The sequence below is a fragment of the Pantoea sp. DY-15 genome, assembly GCF_019795935.1.
Classification (GTDB): domain Bacteria; phylum Pseudomonadota; class Gammaproteobacteria; order Enterobacterales; family Enterobacteriaceae; genus Pantoea; species Pantoea leporis.
This window is the reverse complement of sequence record NZ_JAIMIF010000001.1, coordinates 700,439-719,371: the sequence shown is the minus strand read 5'-3', so window position 1 is coordinate 719,371 and position 18,933 is coordinate 700,439. Positions and strand designations below refer to the sequence as shown.

The 18,933-nt window shown below is 56.2% G+C and carries 19 protein-coding genes; 5 read left to right on the top strand and 14 right to left on the bottom strand.

From position 1 onward, the window contains the following. The first annotated feature begins 60 nt into the window (after positions 1–60). Entirely contained in the window at positions 61–267 is a 207-nt protein-coding gene (locus tag K5Y32_RS03485) for a hypothetical protein (RefSeq protein ID WP_101760841.1), read from the top strand. Between the two features lie 64 nt (positions 268–331). Next, the gene (gene rne, locus K5Y32_RS03480; RefSeq protein WP_222181803.1) at positions 332–3,595 is read left to right on the top strand and encodes a ribonuclease E; all 3,264 of its coding nucleotides are present in this window, start codon (positions 332–334) and stop codon (positions 3,593–3,595) included. 170 nt (positions 3,596–3,765) lie between these two features. Here the strand turns inward: rne and flgL are convergent, their stop codons facing one another. The 11 genes from flgL to flgB form a co-directional block, all read right to left on the bottom strand. After that, positions 3,766–4,734 carry a flagellar hook-associated protein FlgL gene (gene flgL / locus K5Y32_RS03475; RefSeq protein WP_137385556.1) on the bottom strand — a complete coding sequence of 323 codons (969 nt, stop codon included), beginning with the start codon at positions 4,732–4,734 and terminating at the stop codon, positions 3,766–3,768. An 18-nt stretch (positions 4,735–4,752) separates the two neighbouring features. After that, positions 4,753–6,396, bottom strand: a complete 1,644-nt coding sequence (flgK, locus tag K5Y32_RS03470; protein ID WP_222181802.1) for a flagellar hook-associated protein FlgK — start codon at positions 6,394–6,396, stop codon at positions 4,753–4,755. A gap of 118 nt (positions 6,397–6,514) precedes the next feature. Continuing rightward, positions 6,515–7,456, bottom strand: coding sequence for a flagellar assembly peptidoglycan hydrolase FlgJ (gene flgJ, locus K5Y32_RS03465; RefSeq protein WP_222181801.1), 942 nt, complete (start codon positions 7,454–7,456; stop codon positions 6,515–6,517). Then, positions 7,456–8,562 (bottom strand): flagellar basal body P-ring protein FlgI, encoded by a 1,107-nt coding sequence (locus tag K5Y32_RS03460; protein WP_101760846.1) that lies wholly within the window; start codon positions 8,560–8,562, stop codon positions 7,456–7,458. The genes flgJ and K5Y32_RS03460 overlap by 1 nt, the downstream gene beginning before the upstream one ends. Positions 8,563–8,574: 12 nt before the next feature. After that, entirely contained in the window at positions 8,575–9,285 is a 711-nt protein-coding gene (locus K5Y32_RS03455; protein WP_097094260.1) for a flagellar basal body L-ring protein FlgH, read from the bottom strand. 60 nt (positions 9,286–9,345) lie between these two features. Further along, positions 9,346–10,128 (bottom strand): flagellar basal-body rod protein FlgG, encoded by a 783-nt coding sequence (gene flgG / locus K5Y32_RS03450; RefSeq protein WP_007885801.1) that lies wholly within the window; start codon positions 10,126–10,128, stop codon positions 9,346–9,348. Positions 10,129–10,145: 17 nt separating this feature from the next. Beyond that, positions 10,146–10,904: a flagellar basal body rod protein FlgF gene (locus tag K5Y32_RS03445; protein WP_101760847.1), complete on the bottom strand. Its 759-nt coding sequence runs from the start codon at positions 10,902–10,904 to the stop codon at positions 10,146–10,148. A 20-nt stretch (positions 10,905–10,924) separates the two neighbouring features. Further along, positions 10,925–12,214, bottom strand: coding sequence for a flagellar hook protein FlgE (flgE, locus tag K5Y32_RS03440; RefSeq protein ID WP_222181800.1), 1,290 nt, complete (start codon positions 12,212–12,214; stop codon positions 10,925–10,927). A 25-nt stretch (positions 12,215–12,239) separates the two neighbouring features. Next, entirely contained in the window at positions 12,240–12,911 is a 672-nt protein-coding gene (gene flgD / locus K5Y32_RS03435) for a flagellar hook assembly protein FlgD (protein WP_110865917.1), read from the bottom strand. Positions 12,912–12,923: 12 nt separating this feature from the next. After that, positions 12,924–13,328: a flagellar basal body rod protein FlgC gene (gene flgC, locus K5Y32_RS03430; RefSeq protein WP_064740862.1), complete on the bottom strand. Its 405-nt coding sequence runs from the start codon at positions 13,326–13,328 to the stop codon at positions 12,924–12,926. Between the two features lie 2 nt (positions 13,329–13,330). Beyond that, a complete protein-coding gene (gene flgB, locus K5Y32_RS03425) occupies positions 13,331–13,744 on the bottom strand; it encodes a flagellar basal body rod protein FlgB (protein ID WP_222181799.1) in 414 nt (137 codons plus the stop codon). Between the two features lie 153 nt (positions 13,745–13,897). Here flgB and flgA point away from each other — a divergent pair, with 153 nt between their 5' ends. The 3 genes from flgA to flgN all read left to right on the top strand — a co-directional run bounded on the left by flgA (position 13,898) and on the right by flgN (position 15,405). Further along, positions 13,898–14,557: a flagellar basal body P-ring formation chaperone FlgA gene (flgA, locus tag K5Y32_RS03420; RefSeq protein WP_222181798.1), complete on the top strand. Its 660-nt coding sequence runs from the start codon at positions 13,898–13,900 to the stop codon at positions 14,555–14,557. 105 nt (positions 14,558–14,662) lie between these two features. Next, positions 14,663–14,968 carry a flagellar biosynthesis anti-sigma factor FlgM gene (gene flgM / locus K5Y32_RS03415; protein WP_101760851.1) on the top strand — a complete coding sequence of 102 codons (306 nt, stop codon included), beginning with the start codon at positions 14,663–14,665 and terminating at the stop codon, positions 14,966–14,968. A 5-nt stretch (positions 14,969–14,973) separates the two neighbouring features. Further along, complete coding sequence (gene flgN, locus K5Y32_RS03410) at positions 14,974–15,405, top strand: flagellar export chaperone FlgN (protein ID WP_222181797.1); 432 nt, start codon at positions 14,974–14,976, stop codon at positions 15,403–15,405. A gap of 298 nt (positions 15,406–15,703) precedes the next feature. Here the strand turns inward: flgN and murJ are convergent, their stop codons facing one another. From murJ to K5Y32_RS03395, 3 genes are all read right to left on the bottom strand, one after another. Next, positions 15,704–17,242 (bottom strand): murein biosynthesis integral membrane protein MurJ, encoded by a 1,539-nt coding sequence (murJ, locus tag K5Y32_RS03405; protein WP_101760853.1) that lies wholly within the window; start codon positions 17,240–17,242, stop codon positions 15,704–15,706. A gap of 121 nt (positions 17,243–17,363) precedes the next feature. Beyond that, entirely contained in the window at positions 17,364–18,284 is a 921-nt protein-coding gene (locus K5Y32_RS03400) for a Gfo/Idh/MocA family protein (RefSeq protein ID WP_137385551.1), read from the bottom strand. A 1-nt stretch (position 18,285) separates the two neighbouring features. Continuing rightward, positions 18,286–18,927 carry a DUF480 domain-containing protein gene (locus K5Y32_RS03395; protein ID WP_222181796.1) on the bottom strand — a complete coding sequence of 214 codons (642 nt, stop codon included), beginning with the start codon at positions 18,925–18,927 and terminating at the stop codon, positions 18,286–18,288. Between the last annotated feature and the right edge of the window lie 6 nt (positions 18,928–18,933).

The following is an 18,933-nucleotide window of genomic DNA, read 5'->3' as shown; positions in this document are numbered from 1 at the left end:
AAGAGCGAAATAAGTCATTTTGCCGGATTTAACGGACACGCAGCAATGGCGTAAGACGTAATGTTAAATCAGGCACTTAGCGGGCTGCGGGTTGCGGCCTGGACGACAGACCAGGATGTGTGGATTTTTGAATACTCTGTAACATTTCCACCTTCAGGCGCTGGATTTCCTTATGAAAAACAGGCCACCGACAAGATTTGCGCCCCTTTAGCCGCCGACAACCGTGAGGTTGACGTCAGTGCATTAAGACACGGGGCCATCGGTTGATTCTCGTCCAGGGTAACGATGCCCGCAGCTAGATCACTCATGTGAGAATAACGAGTAAGTCACGATGAAAAGAATGTTAATTAACGCAACTCAGCAGGAGGAGTTGCGCGTTGCCCTGGTTGATGGACAACGTCTGTACGATCTGGATATTGAAAGTCCTGGACACGAACAGAAAAAAGCCAACATATACAAAGGTAAAATCACCCGCGTTGAACCCAGCCTTGAAGCTGCATTTGTCGATTATGGTGCAGAACGTCACGGTTTCCTCCCTCTGAAAGAAATTTCCCGCGAATACTTCCCCGCCAATTACAACGCACATGGTCGTCCGAATATCAAAGATGTGCTGCGTGAAGGTCAGGAAGTTATCGTTCAAATTGATAAAGAGGAACGCGGTAATAAAGGTGCAGCACTCACCACCTTTATTTCCCTGGCCGGTAGCTATCTGGTATTGATGCCGAACAACCCACGTGCCGGTGGTATTTCACGCCGCATTGAGGGCGACGACCGTACCGAATTAAAAGAAGCACTTTCCGCACTGGAACTTCCAGACGGCATGGGATTGATCGTCCGCACTGCGGGCGTGGGTAAATCTGCCGAATCACTGCAGTGGGATCTCAGCTTCCGTATGAAGCACTGGGAAGCCATTAAGAAAGCCGCAGACAGCCGCCCAGCGCCTTTCCTGATCCATCAGGAAAGCAACGTTATCGTGCGCGCCTTCCGCGACTATCTGCGTCAGGATATCGGTGAAATCCTTATCGATAATCCAAAAGTACTGGAACTGGCCCGTCAGCACATTGCTGCACTGGGTCGTCCGGACTTCAGCAGCAAAATCAAACTCTACACCGGTGAAATCCCGCTGTTCAGCCACTACCAAATCGAATCGCAGATTGAATCCGCCTTCCAGCGTGAAGTGCGTCTGCCATCAGGCGGATCGATTGTTATCGATAGCACCGAAGCCCTGACGGCGATTGATATCAACTCCGCACGCGCTACTCGCGGCGGTGATATCGAAGAAACCGCGTACAACACCAACCTGGAAGCGGCGGATGAGATTGCTCGCCAATTGCGTCTGCGCGATCTCGGCGGCCTGATTGTTATCGACTTCATCGACATGACGCCAGTACGCCACCAGCGCGCGGTGGAAAACCGCCTGCGTGAAGCGGTACGTCAGGATCGTGCGCGTATTCAGATCAGCCACATTTCACGCTTCGGCTTGCTGGAGATGTCGCGTCAGCGTCTGAGCCCGTCACTGGGTGAATCCAGCCATCACGTCTGCCCACGCTGCAGCGGAACCGGCACCATCCGTGATAACGAATCGCTGTCGCTGTCTATTCTGCGTCTGATTGAAGAAGAAGCGCTGAAAGACAACACTAAAGAAGTGCATGCCATTGTTCCGGTTCAGGTCGCCTCTTACCTGCTGAACGAAAAGCGTGATGCCGTTAGCGCCATCGAAAAACGCCAGGGCGGTGTGCGTGCCATCATCGTGCCAAACGATCAGATGGAAACGCCACACTACTCGGTACTGCGTGTTCGTACTGGCGAAGAGACGCAAACGCTGAGCTATCACTTACCGAAACTGCACGAAGCGGAAATGGCGCTGCCTTCTGAAGAAGAGCACGCTGAGCGTCGTCGTCCGGAGCAGCCAGCACTGGCCGCCTTCGCGATGCCTGATGCGCCGCCTGCGCCGGTTGAAGTGGTGAAAGAGTCTCAGCCAGCAGCTGAAGTGAAAACCAAACCAGCAGTTGCTGCGCCTGCAGTAACCAACACTGGTTTCGTCGCTCGCCTTCTGAGTGGCTTGAAGAAACTGTTTGCCGGTGATGCGCCTGCTGCGGCGCCTGCTGAAACTAAGCAGGAAACCCCAGCAGTTGTTGCCGCTGAATCTGAAAATACCCAGCAGCGTGGCGAACGTCGTAACAATAACAACCGTCGCAACAACCGTCGTGAACGTACTCCGCGTAATGGCGAGAACGGTCAGGTGCGCGAAGGCCGTGAACCGCGCGAGCCGCGTGAAGCACGTGAGCCACGTGAAGCCCGCGAACCGCGTGACAATCAGGACAATCGTCGCAACAAGCGTCAGAACGAGCCGCGTGAAGCGCGTTCAGTCCTGAGCGATGAAGCGCTTGAGCAACGTGATGAGCAGCAGCAACAGCGCCGCGAACAGCGTGCCGATCGCCAGCGTCGTCGTCAGGAAGAAAAACGTGCTCAGCAGCAGGATCAGAAAGCCGCTGAACCGGTTGTTCAGGCGCCTGCGGTTGACGAAAACGTTGAGCACGAAGAAGAACGCGTTCAGGTCATGCCGCGTCGTAAGCAGCGTCAGCTGTCACAGCGCGTGCGTGTGGGCGATACCACTGAAATTGCTGCCGCAGCACCAGTGGTGCATGAAGCCGCCGTTGAAACTGCGCCGCGCGCTCAGTACAACGAACATCCTGAAGCCAGCAATGACGAGCAAGATGATAGCGATAACCGTGATAGCGCCAACATGCCGCGCCGTTCACGTCGTTCTCCGCGTCACCTGCGCGTGAGTGGTCAGCGTCGTCGTCGTTATCGTGACGAGCGTTACCCAACGCAGTCTGCAATGCCGCTGGAATCTGCTGCTGCCTCACCAGAAATGGCGTCAGGCAAAGTGTGGATTTCTTACCCGGTTACGCAAGCGCAGGAAGAGTACAGCACACAAGATGCGATGCATGAAGTGTCGGATTACGGTTACCAGCAAACACCGGATGCCGAGACTCAACCCGCTGCCGCCGTTGAACCGGCCGTTGAGCAGGTTGCCGCTGAAGAAGCCGTACATCAGGTTGAACCGCAGGCGCACACCGATGTGCCCGTGGTGAATACGGATGACGTCACGCCGATTGCCGCGCCCGTTAACGAAGAGCCATCAGTGATCTCTGCTGCTGACGAACAGGTTGCCCAGGAAACAGCGGCTGAAGCGGAACCGGCTGCCGTGGCTGAAGAAGCGAAGCCTGAAGTAAGCGAAGTGGCTGCAGTTGTTGAACAGGCGCCGATCGATGTATCGCCAGCAGTTGAAGCTCAGGTTGAAGACGTGCTGGCTGCGCCAGTCGCCGCTGAAGCCGAAGTCACGCCAGTCACTGAACCTCATGCGCCGGTTGCGGCACGTGATACCGCAGTAACCACGGTTGAGACGCGCTTCAAGCATCACGCTACCGCACCGATGACCAAAGCACCGGCACCGGCGTGGGAACCTGAACCGGTTCGCAACAGCGACTGGGTCCGTCCAGCCTTTGGCTTCGAGGGCCGCGGCTCAGCCGGTGGTCACAGCGCGACGCATCAGGCAACCGCACCGGCAACCCGTCCGGAAAGCGCGTAACCTCTGGCAAGTCAGTCAACATCAAACCCCGGCCAGTCCGGGGTTTTTTATTGCCTGCGGTCGCCATTTATGGCAACCAGAATAACAGGCAAAAAAAATCCCACAGCCTCGAGAGGCGGTGGGAGAAACTAAGCGCACCCGGTTAAAGTACGCTCAAAGGTTCAGGTCAATTACGAATTAAGCTGGAACAGTGACAGCTTCGACATATCGGTGAAGGTCTTATACGAAGCTTGCAAGGCCGTTTGTTGCATGGTGTAGCTTGAAATGGCTTGGGTGTAATCAACCTGCACCAGATCCGTCATTTGCGATGCCATAATGGTGTCACGGTCATCACCCTGCGCGTCCAGCGTATCGAGTTCAGCCAGCTGTGAGCCCACGGCTGAACGCACTGCCAGCACGTTGTTCAAGGAGTTGCTCAAGCCACGGTTGGTTTTATCCATGGCATCCTGGAAAACCTGCTTGGTTGCATCATCAGCATCATCCTGCGGCGTTTTTAACGCTGCAATTGCACTATCGAGCATGTTAAACAGATTGGTCTCGCTGGCACTGCCGTCCGGCTCGGCTTTCGCGTTGCTGGTTATCGACATAAATACTGACGATCCTGTGCTACTCACCGCCATCGTGCGACCATCATCGACTTTCTGCGTAATGGCATCCGCGCCACCCACATAAGTGACACCGGCCGGCGCACCGGCATCGCTGAAAGGTGCGACATCAGTCTGATAGCCCGCAAAAATGTATCGTCCATTACCATCACGGCTATTGGCCTGGTTAAGTAATTGCGAGCGAATGCCTTCTAATTTGGTGGCAATCGATGCGCGGTCATCGTCACTCAGCGTACCGGTAGAACCATACACAATCATGGTCTGCGCATCCTGGATGCTGCTGGTCACGCTGGAGAGTGCGTTCTCTTCCATCGACAAGCTCTGATCGGCAAAGCTGCGTGCCGTGGCATATTGGGTACTTTTCGCCTGCGATTGCGAAAGCACGACGGCACGTGAGGCGGCGATAGGATCATCTGAAGGATTGCTGACGCGCAGTCCGCTAGAGAGCTGTTCGCCTACTTTTAACCAGGAAGCTTGCGAATCAGTAATCCCGCGCACCTGCTGGTTGAAAATCATATTGGTACTAAGACGCATGGTTTTTATCCTCTATTCTTAGCCGCGGATGCCCATCAGCGCATTGAAAATGGTACTCGCTGTTTGCAGCACTTGCGCGTTCGCCATATAGAACTGCTGATACTTAGTCAGATTCGAATACTCTTCATCAAGGTTGACCCCCGATACTGACTGCTGGCGATCGCTGAGCTGTGTCACCACGTTCTCCTGGGTGGTGCTCGCGGTTTTTAATGTACTGGTTTTATTACCGACGGTGCTGACAATGCTGGCGTAAGCCTGGGCGATGGTCGCATTACCATTCACCAGCTTGCTATCCTGCAGATCCAACAATTTCTGCGCGTTACGGTTCTCGCTTTCACCGCTGGTTGCGCTGGATGCCGCAGCAATTTGCGACTCATCGGTGATCGCGACCGACATGCCCGCAATGACGTTCTGGACCGGTTTGACCAGGAAACTGTCTTTCGCGTTAGGCGCGGGTGAGGTGCTCACCGTCAGTTTCAGGCCATCAAAGTTGAGGGTGCCGTCGGTCGCGTCTGGCGTAACGCTAAACTTCACGTTGTCAGACATGCGGGTCACCGACCAGTTGCTGCCATCATAACTTACGGTGTAGTTAGAGGCTTTCATCGCGCTGGTGTCTGACCATGCCGCCGTAACGGTAGCCGCTGAGGTATTTTTGCTGTTACCCACCACGGTTGGCGAACCGATATTAAAGAAGTTTCCACCCTGGTCACCGTTGCTGTCATAACCTTCGCTGTGCACAGTATTGAAGCTGGTGGTGAACGCCGCAGCTAACTGGCCGAGCTGATTTTGCGCGGTATCCAGATCCTGGGTGCGGAACGCCAGCAAACCGCCGAGTGAACCGGTAGTTAACGTCTTCTCAGGGATCTCAACGTTACCCGCCTGCTTATCAACATAACCGACTGTAGTACGCGTTGAATCGCTGCTGGACGGCATCGCCACCAGGCTGGTGGAGTTTTTACCATTCACCAACGTCACACTGCCCATCGAGACAATATAGCTGCCGTCCTGCTGGGATACGTTCACGCCCACCACATTGTTCAGGCTATTCACCAACTGATCGCGCTGATCCAGCAAATTGTTCGGCGCCGCGCCACCGCCGGTGGTCAGCTTGGCGATCTGGCTGTTCAGGTCGGCAATCTGGCTGGTGAAGGTGTTGATCTGATCGACGTTCGAGGCAATATCCGTGTTAACGCTATTCTGCATATTGTTGAGATACTGCGCGGTGGTCTGGAATTGGTTCACCAGGCCTTGAGCGTAGCTCAGCATTGACTGACGCGCCGACGGGTCGTTGGCGTTACTCACCACGTTCTGCACGTTGGTGAAGAAGCTTTGGATTGAGGTCGACAAGCTGGTGGTCGACGTCGACAGCAGATCGTCAATGTTGGAAATTTGGTTGTATTGCGTGTTCACTGCGCTGTAATTGGCGCTGGAGCCACGCAGCTGGGCGGTGATGAACTCGTCATACTCACGCTGTACGCCGGAGAGCGTTACACCGTTGCCGTAATAGCTGTTGCCCTGCAAGGTGCTGTTCGACTGCGACAAAATCGCCGTCTGACGCGAATAGCCCGCTACCGTGTAATTACTGATGTTGTTACTGGTGGTGCTTAATGCAGCCTGTGCGGCGCTCAGCCCACTCATCGCTGAGTTAATTATGCTGGACATCTCGGTTCCTTAATTTCCCGTTAACCGGGCTGGCAGTCATCAGTGCGATTGCGCGGACGAAGACGCCCGCGGCATGTGATTGTTATCGGCGTGCTTAAGTGAAACTTGAGAGCAAAAATCAGAACAAATCGGTGATGTCGTTGCTGTACGCCTTCACCACTTTTTCGCCCATGTTTTTGAATTGCTGGATCATTCCCACCAGTTTCTGCGCATACTTTGGATCGGTAGCGTAACCGGCGGCCTGCAAGGCACGCGCGCCCTGCTCGGCACTCGGTGCGTTGGCAACGGCAGCATAACGAGGATTATTGGACAGCAGTTTGACGTAATCGCTGAGCGCTTCCATATAGGAACCATACACACGGAAACTCGCGCGCACTTTCTTCGCTGCCCCGCCTTCGTATTCGGTGGTCATGATATCGGTGGTTTCGCCCTTCCAGTCGCCGCTCGCCTTAATGCCAAACACGTTGTAACTCGGCTTGCCGTCGCGCGTCAGAATCTGTCGCTGGCCCCAGCCGGATTCCAGTGCGGCCTGCGCCAGAATCAGGTGATGCGGAATACCGCTCTGCTGGCTGGCGACCTGCGCCGGCTGCGCCAGCTGCGCGATAAAGTCGTTGCTGTCGCTCGGCAAACTGCTGGGCGAGACCGGCAAACGCGGCACCGCTTTACGCACCATCTGCTCCAGCTGATTCGACGGCAGGTTGCTATAGATGAAGCTGTTATCCAGCTTCATCGGCACCGTACCGGCGGTCTCGTCCGGCTCCTGAGCGGGCTGCATCTGCTTAACGATGATATCGGCCATGCCGAGACCGCGTTTGCCGATCTCCTGCGCAATCTGCTGATCGTACATCGAGGTGAAAAGCCGCGTCTGATCGTTGCTCAGCAGGCCATCCTGCGGCAGCGCTGCACGCATGCTTTTCATCATCATCTGCACGAACATCCCTTCCACCTGTTTGGCCACCTGCATCGCCTTCCCTTTCGGGTCGGCGGCGGCTTCGCGTTTCAGGTCGTTCAGCGAGCGGCTGTCGTACGCCGCATTCACCAGCGATTGCGTATCGTTCATCAGATAATTTCCAGTTTGGCGCGCAAGCAGCCTGCGCTTTCCATCGATTGCAAAATCGACATCAGCTCAATCGGTGACGCACCCAGCGCATTCAGTGCACGTACCACGTTATTGAGGTTGGCGCTGGCGTTAACCCGTTGCAGCGCGCCGCCACTCTGACGCAGATCGATCTGGGTGTTGTTGGTGGTCACAGTCTGCCCACCCGCCAACGGCGTATCCGGCTGACTGACGTTCTGCTGCTGATTGACGGTAACCGACAGATTGCCCTGCGCCACCGCACAGGTGTTCAGCGTCACTTCGCGGTTCATCACCACCGAACCGGTACGTGAGTTAATAATCACCTTGGCATCTTCGAGCGGCACCGCAACATCAAGGTTCTGAATTTCGGCCAGCAGACGCACCTGAGAACTGTTATTCGGCGAGACGCGAATCTGCACAGTACGGGCATCCAGCGGCTGCGCCGAACCAATCCCACGGCTGTTGATGGCGTCGGCAATGCGCTGCGCCATGCTGAAGTCTTCATTATTCAGCTGCAGGTTAATGGTGTTCTGGCTACCAAAGTTGCTCTGCAGTTCACGCTCTACCGTGGCACCGCCGGTAATGCGACCTCCATTCAGTTGGTTAACCTGCACGCTGCTGCCACCGGCTGAAGCGCCGGCACCGCCGACCAGAATGTTACCCTGCGCCAGCGCATAAACCTGGTTATCGACGCCTTTCATCGGCGTCATCAGCAGCGTACCGCCGCGCAAACTCTTGGCGTTACCCAGCGAAGAAACCACCACATCAACGGTTTGCCCCTGACGCGCAAAGGTTGGCAGCTTGGCGGTCACCATCACGGCCGCCACGTTTTTCAGCTGCATATTGGTGCCAGCCGGCACAGTAATGCCGAGCTGGGAGAGCATGTTGCTCACGGTTTGGGTGGTGAACGGCGTTTGGGTGGTCTGGTCACCGGTACCATCAAGGCCCACCACCAAACCGTAACCGATCAGCTGGTTGTCGCGCACGCCCTGCACGGAGGTCAGATCGCGGATGCGGTCAGCATGCGCCAGTAAGCTGAAACCGAGCAGCATGCCAAGGCTCAGGCGGAGCAGAGTCGTCATATTCATTGTTACTACCTCTTACATCGGCGAGACGTTCAGGAAGAAACGCTGGAACCAGCCCATCGTCTGCGCTTCATTGATATAACCATTTCCGACGTACTCAATACGTGCATCGGCCACCTGCGTTGACAGCACCGCGTTGCTGGCGCTGATGGTGCGTGGGTTAACCACGCCCGAGAACCGGATAAATTCGGTGCCCTGGTTAATTTCGATCTGTTTCTCACCCACCACGCGCAGGTTGCCGTTCGACAACACCTGATTGACGGTGACGGTGATGGTGCCCGTAAAGGTGTTGTTGGCCGTCGCGCCACCTTTACCAGCGAAGTCATTTTTGCCATTGGCATCCAGCGTGGCTTTTTCGCCACCGGCACCCACCAGACCGCTCAGGCCGGTTGGTACACCCGTCACACCAAAGCTGTTGCTGCCATCGCGGCTGGCATTGGCCGAAGAACTTTTGCTGGCGCTGACGTTTTCCTGCAAGGTGATCGTCAATGTATCGCCAATGTTGCGTGGACGACGATCCTCAAACAGCGGCTGATAGCCGTAGTTCAGCGGTGCGACGCCCTGAAAAATGGAACCGTTCACCACCGGCGGTGCGGATGGCGTCGGCTCTGCCGTAGTCGATCCCTGTACCAGTGGAGTGCGCGGAACCAGCGCACAACCGTTAAGCGTGAGTAGCAGCGTGGCTACCAACCAATGACCAGGCTTGAGAATCACTTGCTTCGCCACTTTTTGACCTTCTTCATGTTGCTTAATCAGGCCAGCGAAGCTGGCCCAACGACACCAGCATTACAGCTGGGTTAACTTCGCCAGCATCTGATCGGAGGTGCTGATCGCTTTACTGTTGATCTCGTAGGCGCGCTGCGTCTGAATCATGGTGACCAGCTCTTCCGCCACGTTGACGTTCGAGGTTTCGACATAACCCTGATACAGCAGACCCGCGCCGTTCTGGCCTGGCGTACTCTGCGTCGCCGCACCGGATGCCTGCGTCTCCTGATAGAGGTTTTCACCCTGGCTGTTCAGGCCCGCATCGTTCATGAAGGTGCTCAGCGTCAGCTGACCGACCTGCGCCGGGTTGGTCTGGCCCTGCTGCGTCACGCTCACCACGCCATCGCGCGAAATCGTGATGCTGGTGGCGTTGGCCGGAATAGTGATGCCTGGCTGTACCGGATAGCCGGCGTTAGTCACCAGCTGACCGTTCTGGTCAACCTGGAATGAACCATCACGGGTATACGCCGAGGTGCCGTCCGGCATCTGCACTTCGAAATAACCCTGGCCGTTAATCGCCACGTCTTTCGAGTTGCTGGTCTGCGACAGGTTACCCTGCTGATGCAGACGTTCAGTGGTGACAGGACGCACACCGGTACCGATCTGCAAGCCAGACGGCAGCGTGGTTTGCTCCGACGACTGGGTGCCCGGCTGACGCAGGGTTTGGTACATCAAATCTTCAAATACCGCGCGCGAACGTTTAAAGCCGTTGGTGCTTACGTTCGCGAGGTTGTTGGAGATGACGTCCATGTTGGTTTGCTGAGCGTCAAGACCGGTTTTGGCGATCCATAAAGAACGAATCATGGTGTTTTCCTTACGCCTTAGCTGCTCATGTTGAGCAAGCTGTTAGCTTTTTGTTCGTTTTCATCGACGTTGGAGATCACTTTCATCTGCATCTCAAAACGTCGGGCGTTGGCGATCATATCGACCATGGTTTCCACCGGCTTGACGTTACTGCCCTCCAGCACGCCGGGCATCACCGTCATGGTGGCATCATTTGCCAGCGCAGCGCCGCGCGTTGCCTGGGTTTGCTGATTAGGACGGAACATGCCGTCATCACCGCGCTGCATCTCTTTACCGGTGGCGCGCACCAGCTTCAGGCGACCAATCTGCACCGTGGCATTGGGTGCATCACCGGCGTTACGCGAGGTGATGGTCCCGTCTGCCGCGATGGTCAATTCAGCGCCTTGCGGGATGGCGATCGGACCACCATCGCCCATTACGGGATTGCCCTGAATAGTCAAAATACCGGTCGCGCTGATCTGCATGTTGCCGTTGCGGGTATAAGCTTCGGTACCGTCAGCGGCACGCACCGCCAACCAGCCATCCTGCGCGACCCCCACATCCAGCGTGCGGCCGGTGTTGTCCATCGAGCCCGGTGACATATCGGCGCCCGGCGTGGAAGCGGCAACCAGCGTACGCGTCGGCAGCGACCAGCCGCTGACCGGCACCGCGCGCAACGCGTTGAGCTGAGCACGAAAGCCCGGCGTTGAGGCGTTGGCGAGGTTGCTGGCCGTTACCGACTGCTGATCCAACGTCTGACTGGCCGCGCCCATGGCGGTATATATTGCGTGATCCATAAAGCAATCCCGTTAGCGAATTAACGTAAGTTAACCAGGGTGTTAAGAATCTGGTCCTGAGTTTTGATGGTCTGGCTGTTGGCCTGATAGTTACGCTGCGCAACGATCATGTTCACCAGCTCTTTGCTCATATCGACGTTGGACGCTTCCAGTGCACCTGAAGTCAGGTTGCCGTAAGTACCGGTGCCTGCCAGACCAATAGCTGCCTGACCTGATGAGCTGGTGGCAGACCAGACGTTGTCGCCTTCAGACTTCAGACCTTCCGGGTTAGAGAAACTCGACAAGACAATTTGTCCCAGGAGTTGGGTTTTCTGGTTGGAGTAGGTGCCAGTAATGGTGCCGTCATCATTGATGGTATAGCTGGTCAGATCGCCAGGCTGATAACCGTCTTGCGTTGGGTTACCAAAAGTGGTCGCACCGGTGTTTTGCTGCAGGCTACCCAACATGCTCAGGCTGATGTTCATGCCATTCGCCCCGTTGGTGCCGTCCACAACCAGGTTTGCCAGCGAGGCGCTGGTGTTAGCGGTATCCGGAATGGCAGTGCCAGGGTTGGCTGGATCATCAATCATTTTTGATACGCCGGTCAGCTTACCGTTGGCATCAAACTTCATCTGATAGCCCAGGTTGTCGCCACCCGCAGTGTTACCGATTTCAGCACCTGTGGTGGAGTCAACCATATGCACGGTCCAGGTGTTATCCGCCGTTTTGATGTAATACATATCTAACTGGTGATCGTTACCCTGCGTGTCATACACCGTCATGGTGGTTTTCGCGTTGTAGCTATCAACGTTGGACTTATCAAAGGTGGTGACACTCGGCGTGGTGCTGGTGGAGTTCAGGTTCGCAACCTGGGTAGCAGTTGTCGTCGCACGTGCCCCCATCTGCGTGGTTGGAATACTCAGCGCCACTGGGTTGGCACCGGTCTGAATGGTTGGCGGTGTGCCGCTGGCCGGATAGCCGGTGACATTCAGACCCTGGGTGTTCACCAGGTTACGGTTGGCATCCAGCGTGAACTGGCCGTTACGGGAATAGAACACGCCGCCGCTGGCGTCGGTCATGCGGAAGAAACCGTTGCCGCTCAGTGCCACATCCAGTCCACGGCTGGTTGACGTCGTACTTCCATCACCAAAGTCCTGAATGACGGCGGCAACTTTGGTACCCAAACCCACGTTAGAGCCGGCAAACATATCGGCAAAAGCAATGGTGCTGGATTTAAAACCGGCTGTGGCGGAGTTGGCGATGTTGTTACCAATCACATCCAGATTGCTGGAGGCAGCATTGAGGCCGCTCACCGCTTGTGAAAAAGACATGTAATCTCTCCTGCTAAAAGGTTAATCAGAGAATCTGACGAATTTCATCGAGGGTTGCGGAGCCCATGGTGCCGAGATCCAGTTTTGTGGTGCCATCAGTGGTGCTGACGCCATTGACGTAGGCATAGTTCAGCGGCTGCGCCACCAGTTGCGTGCTGCCATTGCTGGCGGCCAGCGAAACAGAATATTTGCCATCCGCGGCGGTAGAACCGTCATCCAGCTTGCCGTCCCACGAGAAGGTGTGGACGCCAGAGCTCAGTTTGCCGAGGTCAATGGTGCGGACCGTGGCGCCGTTACTGTCTTTAATCGTGACACTGGTGGCCGTGGACGCTGTCGCCAGCTCAATGCCAAACGGCGTAGTCGTACCGCTGCCCACCAATACCTGCGAACCATTGACCATCACACCGTGACCAATCAGCGTTGAACTCTGCAGCGACTGGCTGGTAGTGATCTGGCCGGAGATGGATCCCAGCGTGGTATTCAGCTTTTCAATACCGCTCAGGGTGTTGATCTGTGCCAACTGCGTGGTGAGCTGGCTGTTATCCATAGGATTAGTGGGATCCTGGTTTTTCAGCTGCGCCACCAGCATGTTCAGGAACTGATTCTGCAGGTCGGCGGAAGAGTTACCGCTCGAAGCGCTACTGGAAGTCAGGACCGTTGGGTCCAGACTGTCTTTAATTCCTACTGCTACGCTCATATTCGTTCTCCGTTACTGACCGATAGTGAGAGTTTTCATCATCATTGACTTCACCGTGTTCAGCACTTCAACGTTGGCCTGGTAGCTGCGCGACGCGGACATGGTGTTGACGGTTTCGGACACCACATCAACGTTTGGCATCTTGACGTAGCCCTTCTGATCCGCGAGCGGATTGCCTGGGTCATACACCAGTTTTGCCGGGGTAGGATCGTTCACCACGCCAGCGACCTTCACGCCGCCGGTGGCTGCACCTTGTGCGGCGTCGGTCTGGAAAATCACCTGCTTCGCCACGTAAGGCTGGCCATCTGGGCCGGTTACGCTGTCGGCGTTGGCCAGGTTACTGGCGCTGACGTTGAGGCGCTGTGATTGCGCTGTCATCGCAGAACCGGCGATATCAAAGATATTCAGCAATGCCATGCTTATTGCCCCTGCAGAACGCTCATCATGCCTTTGATCTGGCTACTGATGAGGGTGAGATCGGTTTGGTATTTCAGGCTGTTATCAGCAAACTGCGTACGTTCGCGATCCATATCCACGGTGTTGCCATCCGCGGCGGGTTGATCGGGAATGCGGTACAGCAGATCCAGTGACGGCTGAGAGTTGGTTTGCGCTTCAATGTGGCGTGAGGACGTCACATTCAGCGCCAGACTGCTGCCTTCGGCGCGACCGTTTTGTATCACCTTGCTCAGCTGGCTGGCAAAGTCGATATCCCGCGCCTGGTAGCCCGGGGTATCGGCGTTGGCAATGTTTGACGCCAGGATTTCCTGACGCTGAGCACGTAGGTTTAACGCTTCAGTGCCAAATCGCAGCGCGGCATCGAGTTTGTCGAGCATGCTTCCTCCGCGAATGAGAATTTCGAGCTGACAGCTTAAGTGGACAAATGCAAGGGTGATCGTCTGAATAGCAGCAAAAATGACGGCTATTTTTGACATTGATTTTTTTGCGCGAGGCGTAGACTCAGTGCCATCTTCTCGTCAGGAGGCGTTATGCGCAGATATTCCACCTTGCTAGCCACACTTTTGCTGGCACTGGCGCTACCCAGTTCTGCTGCGGACCTTACCGCGCAGTTGACCCAATTTTTTAAAGCGCGCGACCCACAACATGCCGCGGGCATGACGGTGGTGGTGCGTACGCCACAGGCGCAGTGGCCAAACTGCGGAACCCCTGAACTGCAGCTACCGGGCAATAGCCGTCAGTGGGGCAACATCAGCATCGCTGCTAACTGCGATCAAAATCGTCGTTTTCTGCAGGTCCAGGTACAGGTCACCGGGCAATATCTGGTGGCGAGCCGTCAGGTGGCGCGCGGCAGCAATCTCAGCCCGACGGACGTGCGTCTGGCAACCGGACGCCTCGATGAACTGCCAGCACGCGCATTGATGGACAGCAGCGGCGTCGTCGATGCGGTCGCGCTACGCGATATCCCGCCAGGACAGCCAGTCACCGCCACCATGGTGCGTCAGCCGTGGCGCGTGAAAGCCGGTCAAAATGTGATGGTAGTCGCCAGTGGAAACGGGTTTAATGCCAGCAGCGAAGGACGTGCGCTGAACAACGCCAGCGCGGCACAAATGGTGCGCGTGAGGATGGGAAATGGTCAGGTTGTCAGTGGTCGCGTCGACGCGGATGGGAATATTCTGATATCGCTATAAAGCGTTAAAGAACCCTGTTGTTCTGCCGATAGAGATATCAACAAAGACATTACCCTATGCTGACTCAGTTGGCTGACCCCCAACTGACCTTACAGGAGCCTTACCATGAGCATCGACAGAACGCAGCCTACGAATCCGGTTAGCACTGTTCAAACACGCGACAATAACGATAACAGCAGCAAAGTGCGTCAGAGCGCGACGCCAGCAGCCAGCACCACCAGCGAAAGCGGTGCGGAAGTGAAGTTGAGTACCGCGCAGGCGCAACTGATGCAGCCTGGCAGCAAAGATATTAATACAGCGCGCGTTGAGCAGCTGAAGACGGCCATTCGTAATGGCGAATTGAAAATGGATACCGGTAAGATCGCCGACGCGCTGATCGCCGATACCAAGGCGTATTTAGAGGGTAACTAATCCCAATGGACCATCTGCTGATCACCTTAGACAAAATGCAGGACGTGCTGACATCCCTTGCGGTGGTAATGGATGAAGAACAACAGCAACTTTCTGCCGGCCAGATCAATGGCAACCTGCTGCAGCGTATTTCTGAAGATAAAAGCGCGCTGCTGACGACGTTGAATTATCTGGACGAGATGCGCCGCACCACCGAGAAAACGCTCGGCACGCAGGCGCCCTATGGTGATCACAGCGTTCGCGAAAGCCGCTGGATGCGTATTCAGCAGCACACGCGCCGCTTGCGCGATGCCAATACGCATAACGGGATTTTGTTGCAGCATCAAATTGGCTACACCAATGAAGCATTGGCGGTGTTGCGACCCCACCAAACCCAGGCGTTTTATGGCCCGGATGGTTTGGGTAAAGGTCAGGCGACGCTAAGTCGTAAAGGGTAGAAAATGTGGGTTTGAAGAGGCTGCTATCTTTTGGGATGGCGGCCTTTTTGTTGTGCTTTTAAGCACAGCGCACCAGTGATAAGCAGCAGACGGAAGTTTGTTTTGGGCAGGCATCCGCAGCGCTGAACGGAGAAAGGAAGCCAGGATTTGCCCGCAGGACGCGGGCGAAAGGCTCAGCCGGGACAAGGAAGTCCCGTCTGAGCCGGTCCGTCAGGCTGACGTACGCAGTGAAGGTACCGCGAAGCGGCGCGAGGACCGCCGGACCAAAACAAACTTCCGTCTGCGTGGGAGCATAATTTTATACCAGCGTGCGGCGCGCGAAGTCGCGCGGGCGGAAGCCGAGCAGACCAAGCATCACAAAGTATGCGCCGCCGCCAATGGCGCAGACCGCCGCCAGACGAATCAGGCGCCACCACATCTGCCCCTCTTCCCATGCCGGCATCACCTGCAGAATGCCAAACAGCGCTGCGGCCATTACCACTACGGCAATCAGCAAACGGGTCAGGAAACTGAACCAGCCAGGCTGCGGCTGGAAGATATCCTGCTTACGCAGTTGCCAGTACAGCAGCGCAGCATTCAGGCAAGCGGCCAGACCGATCGACAGCGACAAACCGGCATGTTTGAGCGGGCCGATAAACGCCAGGTTCATCAGCTGCGTCACAATCAGCGTCACGATGGCAATTTTCACCGGAGTTTTGATGTCCTGACGAGAATAGAAGCCGGGTGCCAGCACTTTCACCACGATCAGTCCCATCAAACCCACTGAATAGGCAATCAGCGCGCGCTGCGTCATCAGGGCATCAAACGCGGTGAATTTTCCGTACTGGAACAGCGCGACCGTCAGCGGCCCGGACAAAATGCCCAACGCCACCGCGCTCGGCAGCGCCAGCAGGAAACAGAGGCGCAGGCCCCAATCCATCAACCGTGAATACTCTTCCTGATTGCCGCTGGCAAAACTCTTCGCCAGCGAGGGCAGCAAAATGGTGCCCAGCGCCACGCCCAGCACGCCGGAAGGAAACTCCATCAGGCGATCGGCGTAATACATCCACGAAACCGAACCTGAGACCAGAAAGGAGGCGAATATGGTGTTGATGATCAGTGAAATCTGGCTCACCGAAACGCCGAGGATCGCCGGCCCCATTTGACGCATTACGCGCCATACGCCCGCATCGCGCAGATTCAGGCGCGGCAAAACCAGCATGCCAATCTTTTTCAGATGCGGCAGCTGATAAAACAGCTGCAACACGCCGCCGACCACCACGGCCCACGCCAGCGCCATCACCGGCGGATTAAAATGCGGCGCAGCGAAGACAGCAAAACCAATCATGCTGATGTTCAGCAGCGTCGGCGCAAACGCCGGCACGGAAAACCGGTTCCAGGTATTGAGGATCGCGCCCGCCAGCGAGGCCAGCGAGATCAGCAGAATATAGGGAAAGGTGACGCGCAGCAGTGCGCTGGTTAAGGCAAATTTATCGGCGGTATCGGCAAAGCCTGGCGCCGTCACCACAATCACCCAGGGCGCAGCGATCATCCCTAACACGGTCACCACCGCCAGCACCAGCGTCAGTAATCCGGAGACGTAAGCGACAAACACGCGCGTGGCATCTTCACCCTGCTTGCTTTTATATTCCGCGAGGATCGGCACGAACGCCTGAGAAAACGCGCCTTCAGCGAAGATACGGCGCAGCAGGTTCGGCAGTTTGAAGGCAACAAAGAAGGCATCGGTTGCCATTCCGGCGCCGAAAACGCGCGCCACAATGGCATCGCGGGCAAAGCCCAGTACGCGGGAAAACAAGGTCATCGAACTGACCGCAGCCAGCGATTTCAACAAATTCATATTGAGTGGCGCATCCTGAAAAGTGTCGGAGAAATGAGCGACTTAGCGCGGACATCCCGTGATGTCCGGCGATAGTCTACTGCCACGGCGGGAAATGACCAGCATTGAGTGTTACAAGGAATTATTCACGTTCGGCATCGCGCCACAATTTTTCCACCAGACGCTGCGCCGCCAGCGCCTGTTCGCCACTGGTTTCAGGCATCGTCTGATTTTCAACACACTGGATGAAATGGTGCGCTGCGCCGCTGAAACCGCGCTGAGTAAGGTGGCTTTGCCACGCGGGCGGCACATCACGCACCATGCCGCCGCGGTTTTCCTGCTGCCAGTCGCGCATCTCGTTAATTTCGATGTAATCACCGTCGCAGATGGCGCTGACGACTTCGCGTTGCGTCCCGGCGCGACGATGCATGCTGGTGGTGATTTGCAGCGATCCGGCGGAGAAATGGTGTTCGGCGTACAGCATCGCGCCATCATCATTGGTCTCGATATGCCCTAACTCGCGCGTCAGGCTGCCGCCCGCCAGCCACAGCGCGGTGTCCACCACGTGCAGATAATCGTCCAGCAGGGTAAAACGCAAATCCTGTGGACCCACGCTATCCGCGCGGTGCTTTTCAATGCGCAGCGAGGCGGCGCGTGGCATGTCACTTTTCAGCTGTTGATAACGCGGCGCAAAGCGGCGGTTAAATGCCACCATCAGCTTGCGCTTCTGCTTGTCCGCCAGCGCCACCAGCGCTTCGGCCTGTTGCAACGTTTCGGCTAACGGTTTATCGACGCACACATCTTTGCCCGCCAGCAGCAGCGCTTTAACCACTTCGTAATGGCTGGCGGTGCTGCTGTGAACAAACACCGCATCACTGGCGGCGGCCAGCGCATCCAGTTGACCAAAATAAGGTATGCGATAGCTATCGCAGATCGGTTGCGCCTTTGCCTGATTGGGCGAAAACGCACCCGCTAATTGCCAGCCGCTGGCTTGCGATAACACCGGCAGCCACGCTTTCTGCGCGATACCGCCCAATCCTACAATGCCAATACGCAGCGTCATATTAGTGCTCCTTTTGCAGCAGCTGTTGCAGTTGCGACTGCAACTCAGCAACCGTTTCTTCAAGTTGCGCGACACGCGCGGTTAAATCGCCGTTGTCACTGACGCTTTCTGCGCTGGCCGCGTCTTCCTCTACTTCGCCACCAAAAAGATGCATATAGCGGCTTTCACGTTTGCCCGGTTCGCGCGCCAGTCGCACCACCATTGGGCCATCCTCGCGCGTGCTTAAACCATTAAGCGTCTGCTCGACTTCATTCATATCGCTGAATTCATGCAGACGACCGCTGCGGGTGCGCAGTTCGCCCGGCGTCTGTGCACCGCGCAGGAACAGCAGCGTCAGCACTGCGACTTCAGCGCTGCTCAGTTGCAGATTGCCGAAAGCGGAATTGCAGAAGCGCTGTTCATACTTGCTGACGCGTTGACCGAAGCCGTTATTGGCCGTCACCAGATGCTTTTTCACCAGCTCATCAAGCTGCGCTTGCACCTCCATCTCGCTGAGATTGAGCACCGGTTCGCGGTTGGATTTCTGATTACAGGCGGTAACAACGCTATTAAGGGAGAGCGGATATTGATCCGGCGTGGTGACCTGCTTCTCCAGCAGGCATCCAATCACGCGCAATGCCTGCGCGGATAAGGCCATTTTCATTGAGGT